The sequence below is a fragment of the Shinella sp. 838 genome, assembly GCF_029623935.1.
Lineage (GTDB): Bacteria > Pseudomonadota > Alphaproteobacteria > Rhizobiales > Rhizobiaceae > Shinella.
Genome location: NZ_JARSBQ010000002.1, coordinates 173,717 through 189,273, shown reverse-complemented (window position 1 = coordinate 189,273; position 15,557 = coordinate 173,717). Strand labels below are relative to the sequence as shown.

General features: G+C 65.0%; 16 protein-coding genes. 12 read left to right on the top strand and 4 right to left on the bottom strand.

What is annotated here, in order from left to right; genetic code table 11:
- Window positions 1-22 precede the first annotated feature (22 nt).
- Window positions 23-919 carry a LysR substrate-binding domain-containing protein gene (locus P9A16_RS08505; protein WP_278025647.1) on the bottom strand — a complete coding sequence of 299 codons (897 nt, stop codon included), beginning with the start codon at window positions 917-919 and terminating at the stop codon, window positions 23-25.
- 99 nt (window positions 920-1,018) lie between these two features.
- On the opposite strand from P9A16_RS08505, the gene P9A16_RS08500 reads away from it, so the two are divergent.
- From P9A16_RS08500 to P9A16_RS08485, 4 genes are read left to right on the top strand one after another with little or no spacing between them, the layout of a single operon-like run.
- Window positions 1,019-1,147, top strand: coding sequence for a hypothetical protein (locus P9A16_RS08500; RefSeq protein ID WP_023512265.1), 129 nt, complete (start codon window positions 1,019-1,021; stop codon window positions 1,145-1,147).
- A gap of 36 nt (window positions 1,148-1,183) precedes the next feature.
- Window positions 1,184-2,239, top strand: coding sequence for a polysaccharide deacetylase family protein (locus P9A16_RS08495; RefSeq protein ID WP_037408578.1), 1,056 nt, complete (start codon window positions 1,184-1,186; stop codon window positions 2,237-2,239).
- Between the two features lie 54 nt (window positions 2,240-2,293).
- Entirely contained in the window at window positions 2,294-2,518 is a 225-nt protein-coding gene (gene relB, locus P9A16_RS08490) for a type II toxin-antitoxin system RelB family antitoxin (protein ID WP_023512263.1), read from the top strand.
- Window positions 2,502-2,771: a type II toxin-antitoxin system RelE family toxin gene (locus P9A16_RS08485; RefSeq protein ID WP_023512262.1), complete on the top strand. Its 270-nt coding sequence runs from the start codon at window positions 2,502-2,504 to the stop codon at window positions 2,769-2,771. Before relB ends, P9A16_RS08485 begins: the two co-directional genes overlap by 17 nt.
- A 4-nt stretch (window positions 2,772-2,775) precedes the next feature.
- Here P9A16_RS08485 and pdxH read toward each other — a convergent pair whose 3' ends face one another.
- Window positions 2,776-3,396 carry a pyridoxamine 5'-phosphate oxidase gene (gene pdxH, locus P9A16_RS08480; protein WP_023512261.1) on the bottom strand — a complete coding sequence of 207 codons (621 nt, stop codon included), beginning with the start codon at window positions 3,394-3,396 and terminating at the stop codon, window positions 2,776-2,778.
- A 44-nt stretch (window positions 3,397-3,440) separates the two neighbouring features.
- Between pdxH and P9A16_RS08475 the strand changes: the two genes are divergently transcribed.
- The 4 genes from P9A16_RS08475 (at window position 3,441) to P9A16_RS08460 (ending at window position 6,608) form a co-directional block, all read left to right on the top strand.
- The gene (locus P9A16_RS08475) at window positions 3,441-3,887 is read left to right on the top strand and encodes an RT0821/Lpp0805 family surface protein (protein ID WP_023512260.1); all 447 of its coding nucleotides are present in this window, start codon (window positions 3,441-3,443) and stop codon (window positions 3,885-3,887) included.
- A gap of 98 nt (window positions 3,888-3,985) precedes the next feature.
- Entirely contained in the window at window positions 3,986-5,047 is a 1,062-nt protein-coding gene (locus P9A16_RS08470) for a DnaJ domain-containing protein (RefSeq protein ID WP_024271148.1), read from the top strand.
- 132 nt (window positions 5,048-5,179) lie between these two features.
- Window positions 5,180-5,998 carry an enoyl-ACP reductase FabI gene (gene fabI, locus P9A16_RS08465; protein WP_023511844.1) on the top strand — a complete coding sequence of 273 codons (819 nt, stop codon included), beginning with the start codon at window positions 5,180-5,182 and terminating at the stop codon, window positions 5,996-5,998.
- A 28-nt stretch (window positions 5,999-6,026) separates the two neighbouring features.
- Window positions 6,027-6,608, top strand: coding sequence for a histidine phosphatase family protein (locus P9A16_RS08460; RefSeq protein ID WP_037408577.1), 582 nt, complete (start codon window positions 6,027-6,029; stop codon window positions 6,606-6,608).
- Window positions 6,609-6,665: 57 nt separating this feature from the next.
- Here the strand turns inward: P9A16_RS08460 and P9A16_RS08455 are convergent, their stop codons facing one another.
- The gene (locus P9A16_RS08455) at window positions 6,666-6,926 is read right to left on the bottom strand and encodes a DUF1344 domain-containing protein (protein ID WP_023511842.1); all 261 of its coding nucleotides are present in this window, start codon (window positions 6,924-6,926) and stop codon (window positions 6,666-6,668) included.
- Window positions 6,927-7,226: 300 nt separating this feature from the next.
- Here P9A16_RS08455 and P9A16_RS08450 point away from each other — a divergent pair, with 300 nt between their 5' ends.
- The 4 genes from P9A16_RS08450 to P9A16_RS08435 all read left to right on the top strand — a co-directional run bounded on the left by P9A16_RS08450 (window position 7,227) and on the right by P9A16_RS08435 (window position 14,314).
- A complete protein-coding gene (locus P9A16_RS08450) occupies window positions 7,227-10,781 on the top strand; it encodes a bifunctional diguanylate cyclase/phosphodiesterase (RefSeq protein ID WP_023511841.1) in 3,555 nt (1,184 codons plus the stop codon).
- A 270-nt stretch (window positions 10,782-11,051) separates the two neighbouring features.
- A complete protein-coding gene (aroC, locus tag P9A16_RS08445) occupies window positions 11,052-12,149 on the top strand; it encodes a chorismate synthase (RefSeq protein WP_037406046.1) in 1,098 nt (365 codons plus the stop codon).
- Between the two features lie 21 nt (window positions 12,150-12,170).
- Window positions 12,171-13,271 carry a 3,4-dihydroxy-2-butanone-4-phosphate synthase gene (ribB, locus tag P9A16_RS08440; RefSeq protein WP_023514770.1) on the top strand — a complete coding sequence of 367 codons (1,101 nt, stop codon included), beginning with the start codon at window positions 12,171-12,173 and terminating at the stop codon, window positions 13,269-13,271.
- An 83-nt stretch (window positions 13,272-13,354) separates the two neighbouring features.
- The gene (locus P9A16_RS08435) at window positions 13,355-14,314 is read left to right on the top strand and encodes a hypothetical protein (RefSeq protein WP_023514771.1); all 960 of its coding nucleotides are present in this window, start codon (window positions 13,355-13,357) and stop codon (window positions 14,312-14,314) included.
- On the opposite strand, the gene P9A16_RS08430 is transcribed toward P9A16_RS08435, so the two are convergent.
- Window positions 14,311-15,510, bottom strand: a complete 1,200-nt coding sequence (locus P9A16_RS08430; RefSeq protein ID WP_023514772.1) for a winged helix-turn-helix domain-containing protein — start codon at window positions 15,508-15,510, stop codon at window positions 14,311-14,313. The two genes, P9A16_RS08435 and P9A16_RS08430, sit on opposite strands and share 4 nt — an antisense overlap.
- Window positions 15,511-15,557 lie beyond the last annotated feature (47 nt).

The following is a 15,557-nucleotide window of genomic DNA, read 5'->3' as shown; positions in this document are numbered from 1 at the left end:
ATCGCTCTACCGAGCCTCGACTTCAAGAACCAGAGACCGCAAAGCGCAGCAACAGCCATTCCCGGAAGGCGCGCGCTTCCGGGGAGAGGCGCTTGAAGTCGCGGGCGACGAGCCAGTAGGCGCCATACTGAATGGATATGTCGAAGAGCTGCACAAGGCGCCCTTCGGCGATGTCCTCGGCCGCGAAGGCGCGGTCGACCAGCGCGACGCCGTGGCCGCGCAGCGCCGCCTGCAAGACGAGATTGCCTTCGGTAAAGATCTGCGCGCGCCCGGGCGGCACATCCGCCAGGCCCGCGGCGGCAAACCAGCGCTGCCAGGCGCTGCGGTTCTCCTCGTGCAGCAGCGTGTAGGCGAGGATGTCGGCCGGCGTGCGCAGCGGCGCCCCCTCCTCCATCAGGCAGGGCATGACGACGGGCACCAGCTCCACATCCGCCAGGTGCTCGGCTGCAACGCGCGGCCAGGCTCTGGCGTCCATGCCATGCCGGATGGCGATTTCCGGCTCCTGCGCGCGAAACTCGATGAGCCGCATGTCGGATTCGACCACGACGTCGATCTCGGGATGGTCGGCGTGGAAATCGTCGAGATGCGGCACGAGCCAGCTCGCCGCGAAGGAGGGTTCGGAGCTGATCTCCAGCAGCCCGCCGCCACGCCGGCCGCGAATCTCCGACAGGCTTGCATCCATCGCATCGAAGGCGCGCGACAGGACGTCGAGCAGCGCTTCGCCGGCGGAGGTGAGGCGGACGCTGCGGTGACGGCGCTCGAAGAGCGGTTTGCCAAGCTCGGCCTCCAGCTCCTTGACCTGCCGGCTGACGGCGGCCTGCGAGACGAGCAGCTCCTCGGCCGCCAGCGTGAAGCTGCCAAGCCGGCCCGCCGCCTCGAAACTCCTGAGCGCCGTGAGCGGCAACCGTCCGCGTTTCATCGCATAACCTCAAGTCATTCGAAATCGACGATAAACTCGTTTGAGCAAAAAGGGCAAGCAGGCGGACAATCCGTCAGACAGAAAACACGGAGAACCACGATGTTCGACCCCATCACGCGCATCTTCATGGATGTGATCCGCATCCTCACCTTCCAGGCCGGGCGGCCGGCGCCGCCGCGCCACAGGAAAGCCGTTGTTAACCACTCGGATACCGACCGGGTGCGATAACGGCCGCGAGAGACGAAAAGGGACGACGAAGACGACATGCCGATTCGCAGCGTCATGCGACAGGGGCTGAGGCGCGCCATGATCACCGGCGGGCTGGAGTTCGCGCATCTGGCCGAGCGCGTCGGGCTGATGGCGTCCGCGCGCGGCATGGGTGCGATCTTCACGCTGCATCATGTGCGGCCGAAGACGCCGCAGACCTTCGATCCGAATGCGCATCTGGAGATCACGCCGGACTTTCTCGACGCGGCGATCGAACACCTGACGGAAGAAGGCTACCAGTTCGTGGCGCTGGCCGACATGCCGGCACGACTGGCCATCGCACGCGGTGGCGAGCGTTTCGCAGCCTTCACGCTGGACGACGGCTATCGCAACAATGCGGTTCATGCCCAGCCGGTCTTCACACGGCACAAGGTGCCCTTCACCGTCTTCGTCTCGCCGGGCTTTGCCTGCAAGACGCACGGCATCTGGTGGGAGACGCTGACGGAGCTTTTGCGCGTCGCGCCGCATCTGGAGTTCGATTTCGGCTCCGGCGCGATCGCCCTTCCGCTCGCAACCCTCTTCCAGAAGCAGACCGCCTATGTCCGGCTCGCCCATTTCATCCAGGCGGAGATGGATGAGGCTATGGCAATCGAGCGGCTCGATGCCGCCGCAAGAGCCCATGGCATCGACCCTCTGATGATCACCGAACGGCTCGTCATGCGCGAGCCGGAGCTGAAAAGCCTCGTCGTCAACCCCCTCGCGTCGATCGGCGCGCATACCGTGAGCCACCGGGCCCTCGCCCGCCTTGGCGACGCGGAAGCATGCCAGGAGATGGAGCAGTCGGCCGAGCGCATCGCCGCCATCATCGGCCACCGGCCGGACACGCTCGCCTATCCCTATGGCGGCCGCGCCTCCGTCTCGCCCCGCGAGCATCGACTTGCCAGGGACCTCGGCTTCCGCGTCGCCGTCACGACGGATCCGGGCACGATCTCGGCCCGCTCCTTCGACGCGCCGACGACGCTCCCGCGCATCTCGCTGAACGGGCACTACCAGAAAGCCAAATATGTCGGGGCACTGGCTTCAGGCATTCCCTTCCGGCTGATGCGGCGCTGAGCTTGGGCATGCGCCTTCTCCGTGATATGCTGGCGCACACTCGGAGACCGTTCCATGCTAGCCCTGCGCCTGCCTGCCGATATCGAAAAGCGCCTTGAAGAGCTTGCCCGGAAAACCGGGCGCAGCCCGAGCGAACACGCACTCGAGGCCATCGTCGAGCATCTGGACGACCTAGAAGATCTCCACCTTGCCGAGCAGCGGCTTGCCGAACTGAAAAAGGGGCAGGCAGGCACCATCTCTCTTGCCGAGATGATGAAGGCCCATGGCGTGGAAAATTGAATTTCACCCCGGCGCGGACAAGGAGCTCGAAAAACTCGGCACCGCGGCCGCCCGGCGTATCCTCCGCTTCCTCAGTGATCGCATCGCCCCGCTCGAGGATCCTCGTGCGATCGGGCAGGCGCTGAAAGGATCCGAACTCGGCGCCTTCTGGAAGTACCGCGTCGGCGACTATCGCATCATTGCGCGGATCGAGGATTCGGTCGTCACGATCTTCATCATTCGCATCGGCGACCGGAAATCCGTCTACCGCTGACCATTCACGGATACATCCTGACCTTCGTCCAGCCGGCACCGTCCGCCGTGCGGCGGAATTCCATGCGGTCGTGCAGGCGGAAGGGGCGGTCGTGCCAGAACTCGATCGAGACGGGCTTGATGCGGAAGCCGGACCAGTGCGGCGGGCGAGGAATCTCGCCGATGGCGTAGCGGGCCGTGTATTCGGCAACCGCCTTCTCCAGCGCGAAACGGCCTTCCAGCGGGCGCGACTGCTTCGATGCCCAGGCGCCGATGCGGCTGCCCCGTGGGCGCGAGGCGTAGTATTCGTCCGCCTCGGCATCGGTGACGATCTCCACCTCGCCGCGGATGCGCACCTGACGGCGCAGCGACTTCCAGTGGAAGCACATGGCGGCCTTCAGCGCGCCAAGGATTTCCACACCCTTCTGGCTCTCGAAATTCGTATAGAAGACGAAGCCGCGTGCATCGAACCCCTTGAGCAGGACCATGCGCACATTCGGCAGACCCGCCTCGTCGACGGTGGCGAGCGCCACCGCGTTCGGGTCGTTCGGCTCGGTCTTCGCCGCCTCCTCCAGCCATGTGCCGAAGAGGGCGTAGGGTTCGTTTTCCTCGGTGAAGTCACCGCTTGTTAACGCATTTTCGCTCATATTCGATTCAATGCCGATCTATTAACTGCATGAGGCAGGTTGGAGTGGACGTCATAGCAAAGTCGCGCGCGCAGACAAAGCCATACAGGGCACATTGCCTTGCGGTTGTTGTCGTGACCCTGTGCGGCGCCTCTCTCTCCGGCTGCATGGGCGGTCTCGACATCTTCGACGGCAGCAAGGTCGATACCCTGCGCACCAGTTCCGTGCCCTCGGGCACCGAACGCCTGACCGACGAGATCACCGTGCGCAACGCCGTCTCCTCCGCCGATCTTGCCCGCACCGGCGGCAGCGCCATTCCGTGGGCGAACTCCGCCTCGGGCAGCGCCGGCGTCATCAGCAGCATTGCGGAAAATCGCGACACGACCGGGCGGCCGTGCCGCGACTTCGTGACGACACGCCATTCCTACCAGGGCATCGCCAACTATTCCGGCCGCACCTGCCTTGGCAATTCCGGCGAATGGCTGCTGCTCGCCTTTGACCTGCAAGGTTGAGGACACGCGATCTTTGCACTTTTTCAACTCTGGCCCGTAACCAGTGATTAGGACGTTCATCGCTATCATGGCCGGCAAAACGGCAACGGGTGGAAGTTATGCGTGACCCCTATTCGGTGCTCGGCGTGAAGCGAAACGCCGGGCAGGAGGAAATCAAGGCAGCCTGGCGCTCGCTGGCGAAGGCCGTGCATCCCGACCAGAACCATGACGACCCAAATGCCACCGTGCGCTTCACGGAGGCCGGCCGCGCCTACGACATCCTGCGCGACCCCGACAAACGCAGCCGCTACGACCGCCAGCAGCGCGAGGCCGAACTGCGCCGCATGGAGCAGATGCGCCGCCAGCAGGCCGAGCGCAAGGCAAGGAGCGAAGCCCCGCCGCGCGTGTCGAACGAGGATGCCGAGGACATGATCGCCCGCATCTTCGGCGTCGATTCGCGCGGACAGCCGGCAGAAGCCAAGGTCCAGGGGCAAGCGCAGTCCCAGCCGCGCGCCCAGCAGCAGGCACAGGCCGCCGGCGCCGCCGCACAGGACGCCCGCAAGGCGGCCGACGAGCCTGAGATCGAAGAGGCGCCGCCGGGCCGCGGCGTCGCCCCGGCAAGCAGCCTCATCTCCGCCATCATCCGCCGCATCCGCGGAAGCCGCGTCAAGGTGGAGACGGCACCGGACTTCGTTGCCGACGTCACCGTCAGCGTCGAGGACATCCTCAACAAGGTGCGCCCGACGATCGAGACCCCGGACGGGCAGACGCTGCGCGTGCCTGTCGGCGCCGGCTCGACGGATGGCCAGGTGATCCGCCTCAAGGAGGCCGGTCACCGCATCGAGAACCTGAAGCGCGGCGATGCCGTCATCACCTTGCGCGTTGCCCCCGGTCGCTTCCGGGTCGATGGTTTCGACCTGAAGGTCGACCTGCCGGTGACGATCGAGAATGCCGTGCTCGGCTGCGAGACGACCATCGACGGCCCGCTCGGACCGCTGCCGGTAACGGTTCCGGCCTGGTCGGGCTCCGACCACCAGATCCGTATTCCCGGTGAAGGTCTGCTCATGGAAAACGGCGAACGGGGCGATCTCGTCGCCGAAATCCGCCTTCTCCTGTGGGAAAAACCGGATGACAAGATGATCGACCTGATGCGCAGCCTGCGCGAAGGGCTTTATCTTTGAGCCCTTTGTGACGCTTTCATAAAACATGCACCCATTGTTACGAGTGCTAACAGTTCCTGAACCCTCCCGCGCTTGAACCCCAATGCCGCCTATGCCATAGGCAAATCTGACTTAAGTATCAGGGGGCAAACCATGGTTCAGGCATCTGGTCTGATGAAGGGCAAGCGCGGCGTCATCATGGGCGTCGCCAACAACCGTTCCATCGCCTGGGGCATCGCCAAGGCTATCCACGCACAGGGCGGCGAGATTGCCCTGACCTATCAGGGCGATGCGCTGAAGAAGCGTGTGGAGCCGCTGGCCGTCGAAATCGGCGCCGTGCTGGCCGGCGATTGCGACGTTTCCGACGAGGCATCGATCGACGCCGTCTTCGAGAATATCGAGAAGACCTGGGGCAAGATCGACTTCCTCGTGCATGCGATTGGCTTTTCCGACAAGGACGAGCTGACCGGCCGCTACGTGGACACCACACCGGCGAATTTCGCCAAGACCATGCAGATCTCGGTCTATTCCTTCACGTCGGTCGCCCGTCGCGCGGAAAAGCTGATGACCGACGGCGGCTCGATGCTGACGCTGACCTATTACGGCGCAGAGAAGGTCATGCCGAACTACAACGTCATGGGCGTCGCCAAGGCCGCGCTCGAGGCGAGCGTGAAGTATCTCGCCGTCGACCTCGGCCCGAAGAACATCCGCGTCAACGCGATTTCCGCCGGCCCGATCAAGACGCTCGCAGCCTCCGGCATCGGTGACTTCCGCTATATTCTCAAGTGGAACGAGTACAATGCGCCGCTGCGCCGGACCGTCACGATCGAGGAAGTCGGCGATGTCGGCCTCTACATGCTGTCCGATCTGTCGCGCTCGGTGACCGGCGAAACCCATCATGCGGACAGTGGCTACCACGTCGTCGGCATGAAGGCCGTCGACGCGCCCGACATCTCCGTCATCAAGGACTGATACGAACGTCCGCCCCGGGGTTTTCGCCTTGCTCATCTACATGATCCGTCACGGCCAGACCGCGTGGAATGCAGAGGGCAGGCTGCAGGGGCAGAAGGACATTCCGCTGAACGAGACCGGCCGCCGCCAGGCGGCCGGCAACGGCGCCGCCCTCAAAGGCATTCTCGGCGCCGCGGCCGCCGATTTCGATTTCGTCGCAAGCCCGCTGGGCCGCACGCGCGAGACGATGGAAACCCTTCGCCGCGCCATGGGGCTCGATCCCCTCGCCTACCGCACCGACGACCGTCTCGTCGAATTGTCCTTCGGCGACTGGGAAGGCCATACCCTGCCCGAACTGATGGCCGAAGCGCCGGCACGGGTCGAAGAGCGCAGCCACGCGAAATGGAACTTCATTCCGCCCGGCGATGCGGCGGAAAGCTACGAGATTCTCTCCTGGCGCATCGCGTCCTGGCTTGCCGATGTCCGTGGTCCGACCGTCTGCGTCAGCCATGGCGGTGTTTTCCGCGCGGCCTTCCGGCTGAACGGCATGGACGAGGAAGAAGCGGCCAACACGCCGATCCACCAGGATCGCCTGCTGCGCATCGATGCGACGGGCATGCACTGGCTCTAAGGGACAAGAGCCCGCCTGGAAAAGCCGGACGGCCGTGGCGGAATGAAAGGCAAAGCCTTACTGGATGATCTCGAGATCGTTGATGACGCGCTTGCCGTCGACTTCGGTGTAGAACACCAGCACCTTCACGCCCGGTTCCAGCCCCTCGAAATTGAACTCTTCCGGCGCCTGGTACTTCTTGCCGTCATCGAGCGAGAGGCTGAGGTTCGTCGTGTCGACATTCGTGATCACGGCCTCCACGTCGGCGCTTTCGGCAGAAGCCGCGAGCGGCGAAAGGAAAACGGCCGTGGCCATCAGCGCGGCGATCAGAAAGCGCATCTTGCGAACCCCTGGGAATGAATCAGTCTTTTTGCTGGCCATGTCAGATGCCCCCCAAATATGGCGAAATTCGCCCGCCCCCGCGTGCGCTGGTGAAATGGATGGCCGGAAAGATCATACGAAGCAAGGCAGGCTGCCCGCTCATCCCCGGAATTGTCGGACAAGGGCGGCGGAGGGCCCGGAAAGCGGCTTGGCAACACTCTCCCGTATCGGGACGGAAATGCAAGTATTTCAGCTGTTTATAAATGCAATCTTAAGGAAGCCTCCCTTACCGTTTTGCGACCACCGGGGATTCTCTTTTTGCGCGTTCCAGCCGCCTTTCGCCACGCTCTGGCGTCCATAGCAGAATGGGCGAAACCGTCGCTCATTCCGGCGGCGATCGCCGGTTGCGTCATCCTGACGGCGGGCATCGTCTACGAGCGGCAGAACGAGCATATCTACCGCAACGAGCTGCAGAACCATGTGGCGGGCGACCTCGCGCTGGTCGCAGCCCGGCTGCAGAGCCAGGTGAACGGCAATGTCGCGGCCCTGCGCAGCGTCGCCAACATGTTCGCGGTGGCGCCGGAGCAGGCGACGCTGCAGTTCAACGTCTTCGCCCGCAAGCTGATGCTGCAGAACACCCATTTCCGCCGGGTCGGCGTCGCGCCGGAGGGCACGGTCCGGCAGGCCTTCCCGCTCGACGGCAACCAGCATTACCTCGGTACCAATTTCAACCGCTTCCCCTCCTTCCGCCGGGCCGCCCAGATGGACCGTTCGCGCGGGCGCCCGCTGATGTTCGGGCCGGTGCAGTTCGCCAAGGGCGGCCGCGGCTTCAACCTCTTCATACCGGTCTTCACCAATGTGGAGGCGCGGCACTATTTCTGGGGCTACATCGACGGGCTGATCGACGAGCGCAAGCTCTTTACCGACGCCGGCCTGTTCGATGCCGACCAGCCCACGCGGCACAGCGCGCAACGGCACGAAACCGATATCCAGCTCGCCATCCGCGACGTCAGCGTGCCCGACAATATCGTCGATCCGTTCTTCGGCGATGCGGAGGTCTTCGAGAAGGAACCCGTCCTCCAGGCGCTGGATTTTCCCGGCGGGCGCTGGCAACTGGCGGCCATCCCCTCCAAAGGCTGGCAGCACCCGCCTGAAAACCTCACCCAGATCCGGCTGATCATCGCCGCTGCGGCACTCGTCATCATCGTGCCGATCTTTCTGACCGGCGGCCTCGTCAGCGAACGCCAGCGCAACATCGCCCGGCTGCGGGCGCGCGAGCGGCAGGTGCAGTCACTCTCCCAGCGCCTCGACATCGCGCTCGACGCCTCCAAGATCGGCATCTGGGAAGTCGAGCTGTCGACCGGCGCGCGCAACTGGGACGAACAGATGCACCGTCTGCACGGCTTCCCGGAAAACGAGACGCCGAACGACCACGAATGGCGTTCCGTTCTCCACCCCGACGACGTCGCCATCGCCAGGGGCGAGATGGACCGGATCCGCGCCGGCGGCAACGACTACAAGTCGCAGTACCGCATCCTCATGCCCGACGGCAACTGGCACCATATCCGCAATGTCGGTTCACGCCTCACCGGTCCCAACGGCGAGGACAAGCTGACCGGCATCAGCTGGGACGTGACCGAGGACGTGCTGCTGAACGAGGCGCTGAAGAGTGCCAAGGACCATGCCGAGGTGCAGAACGCCGAGCTCGCCAAGCTGACGCAGCGCCTCGACCTCGCGCTCGATTCCTACGAATGCGGCCTGTGGGAGGCCGATCTGGAGGATGGGCTGACGCTGTGGGACGACCGCATGCACCAGCTCTACGGGATCACCAACACCGGCAAGCGCATCACCCACGACATCTGGATCAACGCCATCCATCCCGACGACCGTGCCGAGGCGGAAGGCAAGGCCAGCCGGACCATCGACGAGAACGTGCCCTATTCGCGCACCTCGCGCGTCGTGCATCCGGACGGATCCATTCGCCATATCCAGTCGGTCGGCAAGCTGCATACCGGGCAGGACGGCCGCCGCAAGCTGGTCGGGCTCGCCTTCGACGTCACCGACGACATGCAGATGACCGCCCGCCTGCGCCAGGCCAAGGAACAGTCCGAACGGCAGAATACCGAACTGGAACAGACCAGCCGCCGCCTCGACCTCGCACTCGATTCCTACCAGTGCGGCCTCTGGGAAGCCGATCTCGACCTCGGCCGGACCTACTGGGACGAGCGCATGCACCAGCTTTACGGCCTGGTCTTCACCGACGGCACCGTGACGCACGAGGAATGGCTCGCCGCAATGCACCCGGACGACCGGGAAGAAACGGTCCAGACCGTCAATCACTGCGTCGAACACGATTTGCCCTATGTGCGCGAGGCCCGCATCCTGATGCCGGACGGCGAGATCCGCCATGTGCGCTCCGTCGGCAAGGTCCACCACGCTCAGGACGGCGGCCGCAAGCTGATCGGCCTTGCCTTCGACGTCACGGAAGACGTGATCCTGAAGGAAAACCTGAAGGCGGCCAAGGAACAGGCGGACGCCAAGAACATCGAGCTGGAACAGGCCAAGGTCCGCATCGAGCACAACGCGCTGCACGACCCGCTGACCGGGCTCGGCAACCGCCGCAAGCTCGACGACGAGCTGACGGACATCGCCACGCGCAGCGAGACGAAGGATGCGCGCGTCGGCATCCTGCATATCGACCTCGACCGCTTCAAGCAGATCAACGACACGCTCGGTCATGCCGCGGGCGATGCGCTTCTCGTGCATGCCTCGCAGGTGCTGCGCGCCTGCGTGCACACCGGCGACCTCGTGGCACGCATCGGCGGCGACGAATTCGTCGTGGTGGTGACCAACACGACCGATCAGGTCTATCTCAGCGCGCTGTCGCGGCGCATCATCAGCCTGATGCAGCAGCCCGTCGAATATGAGGGCCATCTCTGCCGCTTCGGCGTCAGCATCGGCATCGCCCTTGCCGAGGGCCGGTCGATCGACACGGCCAGGCTGCTCGTCAATGCCGATATCGCGCTCTACCGGGCCAAGGCGCTCGGGCGGAACCGGCATGAATTCTTCACCGAGGCGCTGCAGGCCGAGATCATCTCGAACAAACGCATCGCCGACGATATCCTGGCCGGCATCGAGAACAACGAATTCGTGCCCTACTACCAGCCGCAGATCGACGCAGGCACACTGAAGCTCGCCGGCGCCGAAGCGCTGATCCGCTGGAACCATCCGCGCGAAGGCCTGCTGACGCCCGACCACTTCCTGAAGATCGCCGAAGACCTCAACGTCATGGCCACGCTCGACCGCATCGTCCTGGAAAAGGCGCTGCTCGACTGCGCCCGCTGGGCGGCGCAGGGCCTGATCATGCCGAAGATCTCGGTCAACGTGTCGGCCCGGCGCCTCCGGGACGAGAGCCTGATCGACAGCCTCACCGGCCTCTCCATCCAGCCCGGCCAGATCGCCTTCGAACTGGTCGAATCGATCTTCCTCGACGAGAGCGACGACGTCGTTCTCACCAACCTGGAACGCATCAAGGCACTCGGCATCGACATCGAGATCGACGATTTCGGCACCGGCCACACCTCCATCGTCAGCCTCCTGAAGCTGAAGCCGAAGCGGCTGAAGATCGACCGCCAGCTCGTCGCCCCCATCCTCACCGCCCGCAACGAACAGGCGCTGGTGCGCTCGATCATCGAGATCGGCCGCTCGCTCGGCATCGAGATCGTCGCCGAAGGCGTGGAGACGATGGAGCATGCCGAGATGCTGGGCCTGCTCGGCTGCGATCTCCTGCAGGGCTACGCCTTCGCCAAGCCGCTCTCCCGCGACGCCTTCCTCGCCTTCGGCAGCGAGATGCGGTGGAAGCTGGCGTCGTAAGGGCCTGGATCGCCCCTCATCCGCCTGCCGGCACCTTCTCCCCGCAAGCGGGGCGAAGGGGGTGTCGCGCCCGTTTCCCCAGACAGCGGCATCGTTGTTGGGGAGAACATCGCCCCTTGCCCCTTCTCCCCGCCTGCGGGGAGAAGGTCGCGGCAGCGGGATGAGGGGCAATCACCGGGCATGCTGACGGTAAAAGCGCGAAACCCTTGTCCCTACCCCGCCTTTTCCACTAAGAGAGGTCGCACTTTCCTGTGGGGTCCGGTTCCGCTCATGTCGCACAATACCTTCGGTCATCTCTTCCGCGTCACCACCTGGGGCGAAAGCCACGGGCCGGCGCTTGGCTGCGTGGTGGATGGCTGCCCGCCCGGCATCCGTTTCACGCTGGCCGAACTGCAGGCCTGGCTCGACAAGCGAAAGCCGGGCCAGTCGCGCTTCGTGACGCAGCGCCGCGAGGACGACCTCGTCAAGGTGCTCTCCGGCGTGATGCTGGACGACGACGGCGAGACGATGATCACGACGGGCACGCCCGTCTCCATGCTGATCGAGAACACCGACCAGCGCTCCAAGGACTACGGCGAGATCGCGAAACGCTACCGCCCCGGCCATGCCGACTACACCTATGACGTCAAATACGGCATCCGCGACTATCGCGGCGGCGGGCGCTCCTCCGCCCGCGAGACGGCGGCCCGCGTCGCCGCCGGCGGCCTTGCCCGCAAGGTCGTGCCGGGGCTCACCGTCCGCGCCGCGCTGGTGCAGATCGGCAAACACAAGATCGACCGCAGCAACTGGGACTGGAACGAGGTGAACAACAACCCGTTCTTCGCGCCCGACCCTGCCATCGTGCCCGTGTGGGAGGACTATCTCGACGGCATCCGCAAGGCGGGCTCCTCGATCGGCGCGGTCGTCGAAGTGATCGCCGAGGGCGTTCCCGCCGGCATCGGCGCACCGATCTACGGCAAGCTCGACCAGGACATCGCCTCCCTCCTCATGTCGATCAACGCCGTCAAGGGCGTGGAGATCGGCGAAGGATTTGCGTCTGCCGAACTCACCGGCGAGGACAATGCCGACGAGATGCGCATGGGCAATGACGGCAATCCGATCTTCCTGTCCAACCACGCCGGCGGTATTCTCGGCGGCATTTCCACCGGCCAGCCGGTCGTCGCCCGCTTCGCCATCAAGCCGACCTCCTCGATCCTCACCGAGCGCCGCTCGATCGATTCGGACGGCAACAATGTCGACGTGCGCACCAAAGGCCGGCACGATCCCTGCGTCGGCATCCGTGCCGTGCCGATCGGCGAGGCAATGGTCGCCTGCGCCGTTGCCGACCACTACCTGCGCGATCGCGGCCAGACCGGCCGCCTGAAATAATCGGCTGAATAGGAGCCTGCCATGAGCTACGATCAGAAGCGTGTCGTCGATGCCATCCGCGCCTTCGAGGCCGGCGAGATCGTCGTCGTCATGGATGACGACGGCCGCGAGAACGAGGGCGACCTCATCGTCGCCGCCGTGCACTGCACGCCCGAAAAGATGGCCTTCATCGTGCGCCACACCTCCGGCATCGTCTGCACCCCCATGCCGCGCGAGGAGGCCAAGCGCCTCAACCTCAACGCCATGGTGGCGGAGAACGATTCGGCGCACACCACCGCCTTCACCGTCTCGGTCGATTTCAAGCACGGCACGACGACGGGCATTTCGGCCGACGACCGCACGCTGACGGTGCGCAACCTCGCCAACCCCAATGTCGGCGCCGCCGACTTCGTGCGCCCCGGCCACATCTTCCCGCTCGTCGCCCGTGAAGGCGGCGTCCTCATGCGCTCCGGCCACACGGAAGCCGCGGTCGACCTCTGCAAGCTCGCAAGCCTGCCGCCGATCGGCGTGATCAGCGAGCTCGTCAACGACGACGGCACCGTCATGCGCGGGCCGCAGGTGGCAGGCTTTGCCGAGCAGCACGGCCTCAAGCAGGTCTCCGTCGCCGACCTCATCGCCTATCGCCAGCGCAAGGAAACACTGATCGAGCAGGTCGACGGTTTCGACATCGATACGCCCTACGGCAAGGCGAAAGCCCTGACCTACACCCTGCCCTGGGACCCGATGCAGCATCTTGCCGTCGTTTTCGGCGACATCAGGGACGGCGTCGACATTCCGGTGCGCCTGCATCTCGAAAATGTCGGCGGTGACGTCTTTGGTGCGAGCCGCCAGATCGACGCGATCATGAAGCGCATCGCCGAACAGGGCCGCGGCGTGATCGTCTATCTGCGCGAGGGGTCCGTCGGCGTCGGCCAGTCCTCCACCGCGCGCAAGGGCAAACACGATCGCGAGGGCCACGACGAGGCGCAGGCACGCGAAAGCGAATGGCTGGAAATCGGCCTCGGTGCGCAGATCCTGAAGGATCTCGGCATCACGTCGATCCGCCTGATGGCCTCGCGCGAGCGCCACTATGTCGGCCTCGAAGGGTTTGGCATCCAGATCAGCGCCACCGACCTCTGCTGAAACCGAATATCCCGCCTCCCCGAAACGTCTGAGTTTCACGCGGCAATCGGGGATCGCGGGATTTTCTCGGGGGATGGCGGGGCATGTGGGATTTCAGCATCGGCAGGACCATCGGTATCCTCGCCAGGACCATGCCGTTCATCCTCCTGCGGATGGTGATCTACTTCGTCATCACGCTCGCCTTCATCCTCGCGACGGGTGCGGGAGCCGGCATCGGCTACGTCGTCGGCTCACTCAGCGAAAGCCCGGAATCCTACGCCGCCTGGGGCGGCTTCATCGGCATGGGCTTCATTGCCGCCGCCGTCTACTGGGCGCGCGAATGGCTGCTCTACATGGTCAAGGCCGCCCATATCGCCATCATCGTTAAACTGATCGACGGCGAGGCGCTGCCGGACGGCAAGGGCCAGGTTACCTATGGCCGCGAGGTCGTCACGGCCCGTTTCGGCGAGGCCAACGTGCTCTTTGCACTCGACCAGCTCGTCAAGGGCGCCATCGCCGCCATTACTGGGCTGATCGGCGGCGTCGCCGCCTTCCTGCCGATCCCCGGGCTCGACGCCATCGCCCGCTTCGCCAACACGGTCATCCGCCTGTCGCTGACCTATGTCGACGAGATCATCCTCGGCTACAACATCCGCACGAACAGCGACAATGCCTGGGACGGCGCCCGCCGCGGCCTCGTGCTCTACGCGCAGAACGGCCTGAAGATGGTGAAGAACGCCGTCTGGCTCGCCGTCTTCCTCTGGGTGCTGTCGATCGTCGTCTTCCTCCTCGCCCTCGCCCCCGCCGGCGCGATTCTCTACGCCTTTCCAGGCGAGATCGCGGGCTACAGCTTCGTCGTCGCCATCGTCTTCGCCTGGGCCTTCAAGGCCGCCGTGCTGGAGCCCTTCGCGATCGCCGCGCTGATGGCCGTGTATTTCGACACGATCCGCGGCCAGGTGCCCGACCCGGAATGGGACGCCAAGCTGACGGGCGCCTCCGAAAAATTCCGTGCGCTTACGGAAAAGGGCAAAGCCGCCTTCGGCGGGCGGCCGGTGACGGCCTAACCCGCGTCCCCGCGCCAGCCGTCCAGATACCGCACCGTCTCCACGCCCGCGAACTTCGCAATGCGGGCCAGCTCTGCCTCAAGCTTCTCCTGCCTGCCGGCAGAGGCGCGGACCTTCGGCTCCCACCACAGCCGCTTGACGTCGAGCGTACCGGCCTTGCGGTCGGCCTTCATGTCGATGCGGCCGACGAGGCGGTCGCCCTCGAGCAGCGGGAAGACGTAGTAGCCATATTGCCGCTTGGGCTCCGGCACGAAGATCTCGATGCGGTAGAAATAGCCGAACAGCCGTTCGGTGCGGTTTCGGTCGCGGATCAGCGGATCGAAGGGCGAGAGCACACGCAGGCGGGCGGGCGGTTCGGGCACATTGCCAAGGCAGGCCGGGAAATCGGCAAAGGCGTGCGAGGCGCGCGGCTTGCCGCCGTCCGCCGGCTCGATCGAGACCGGGCGCAGCTCCTCGCGATGGTCCTCCACCCAGGCCTTCGCCTCCTCCGGCGAGATGAGGTCCCAGAAGGCGGCGATCTCGCCATGGGTGGCAAAACCCAACCGCTCCAGCGCGCTGCGGCAGGCCCAGTCGACAAAGGCATCGTGCTCGACGTCCGGCGCATGGTGATGGGCCGGCACCACGCGCTCGACGAGATCGTAGACCTTCTGGAAGTTCTCGCGCCGGGCGATCGCCAGCTTGCCCGTGTGCCAGAGATATTCCAGCGCCGTCTTGTTCGGATGCCAGTTCCACCAGCCGCCGGATTTGTGGTCGTCGGCCTTGAGGTCCCGCGAGAGGACCGCGCCGCCGGAGGCGATGCGCTCGTAGGTCTCGCCGAACGCCTTGTCGAAGCCCTCGCCCTGCCATCGGCGCCACCGCTCGGCCATCGAGGCCTCCTTGCGGCGGAACCGGTGTTTCCAGTAGCGGAAGAAGCTGCTCGGGATGACCGAGGCATCATGGGTCCAGTGTTCGAAGAGGTCGCCGTCCTTCTCCAGCAGCGCCGTCAGATGCTCGCGGCGATAGGTCTGGTTGCGCGAGAACAGGATCTGGTGATGCGCCCGCTCCACGGTGGCGATGCTGTCGACCTGCACGAAGCCGATATCGTGGATGAGGTTCAGCAGGTCCGCCTTGCCGAGCAGGCGGCCGGGCGGAGCGCTCAGACCCTGGCGGGCGAGAAAGATGCGCCGGGCCTCGGCATTGGAGAGAAGAATCGTCATGGAGGATGATAGACACATATTCTTGGTTTGTTCTACACATTTTCGAC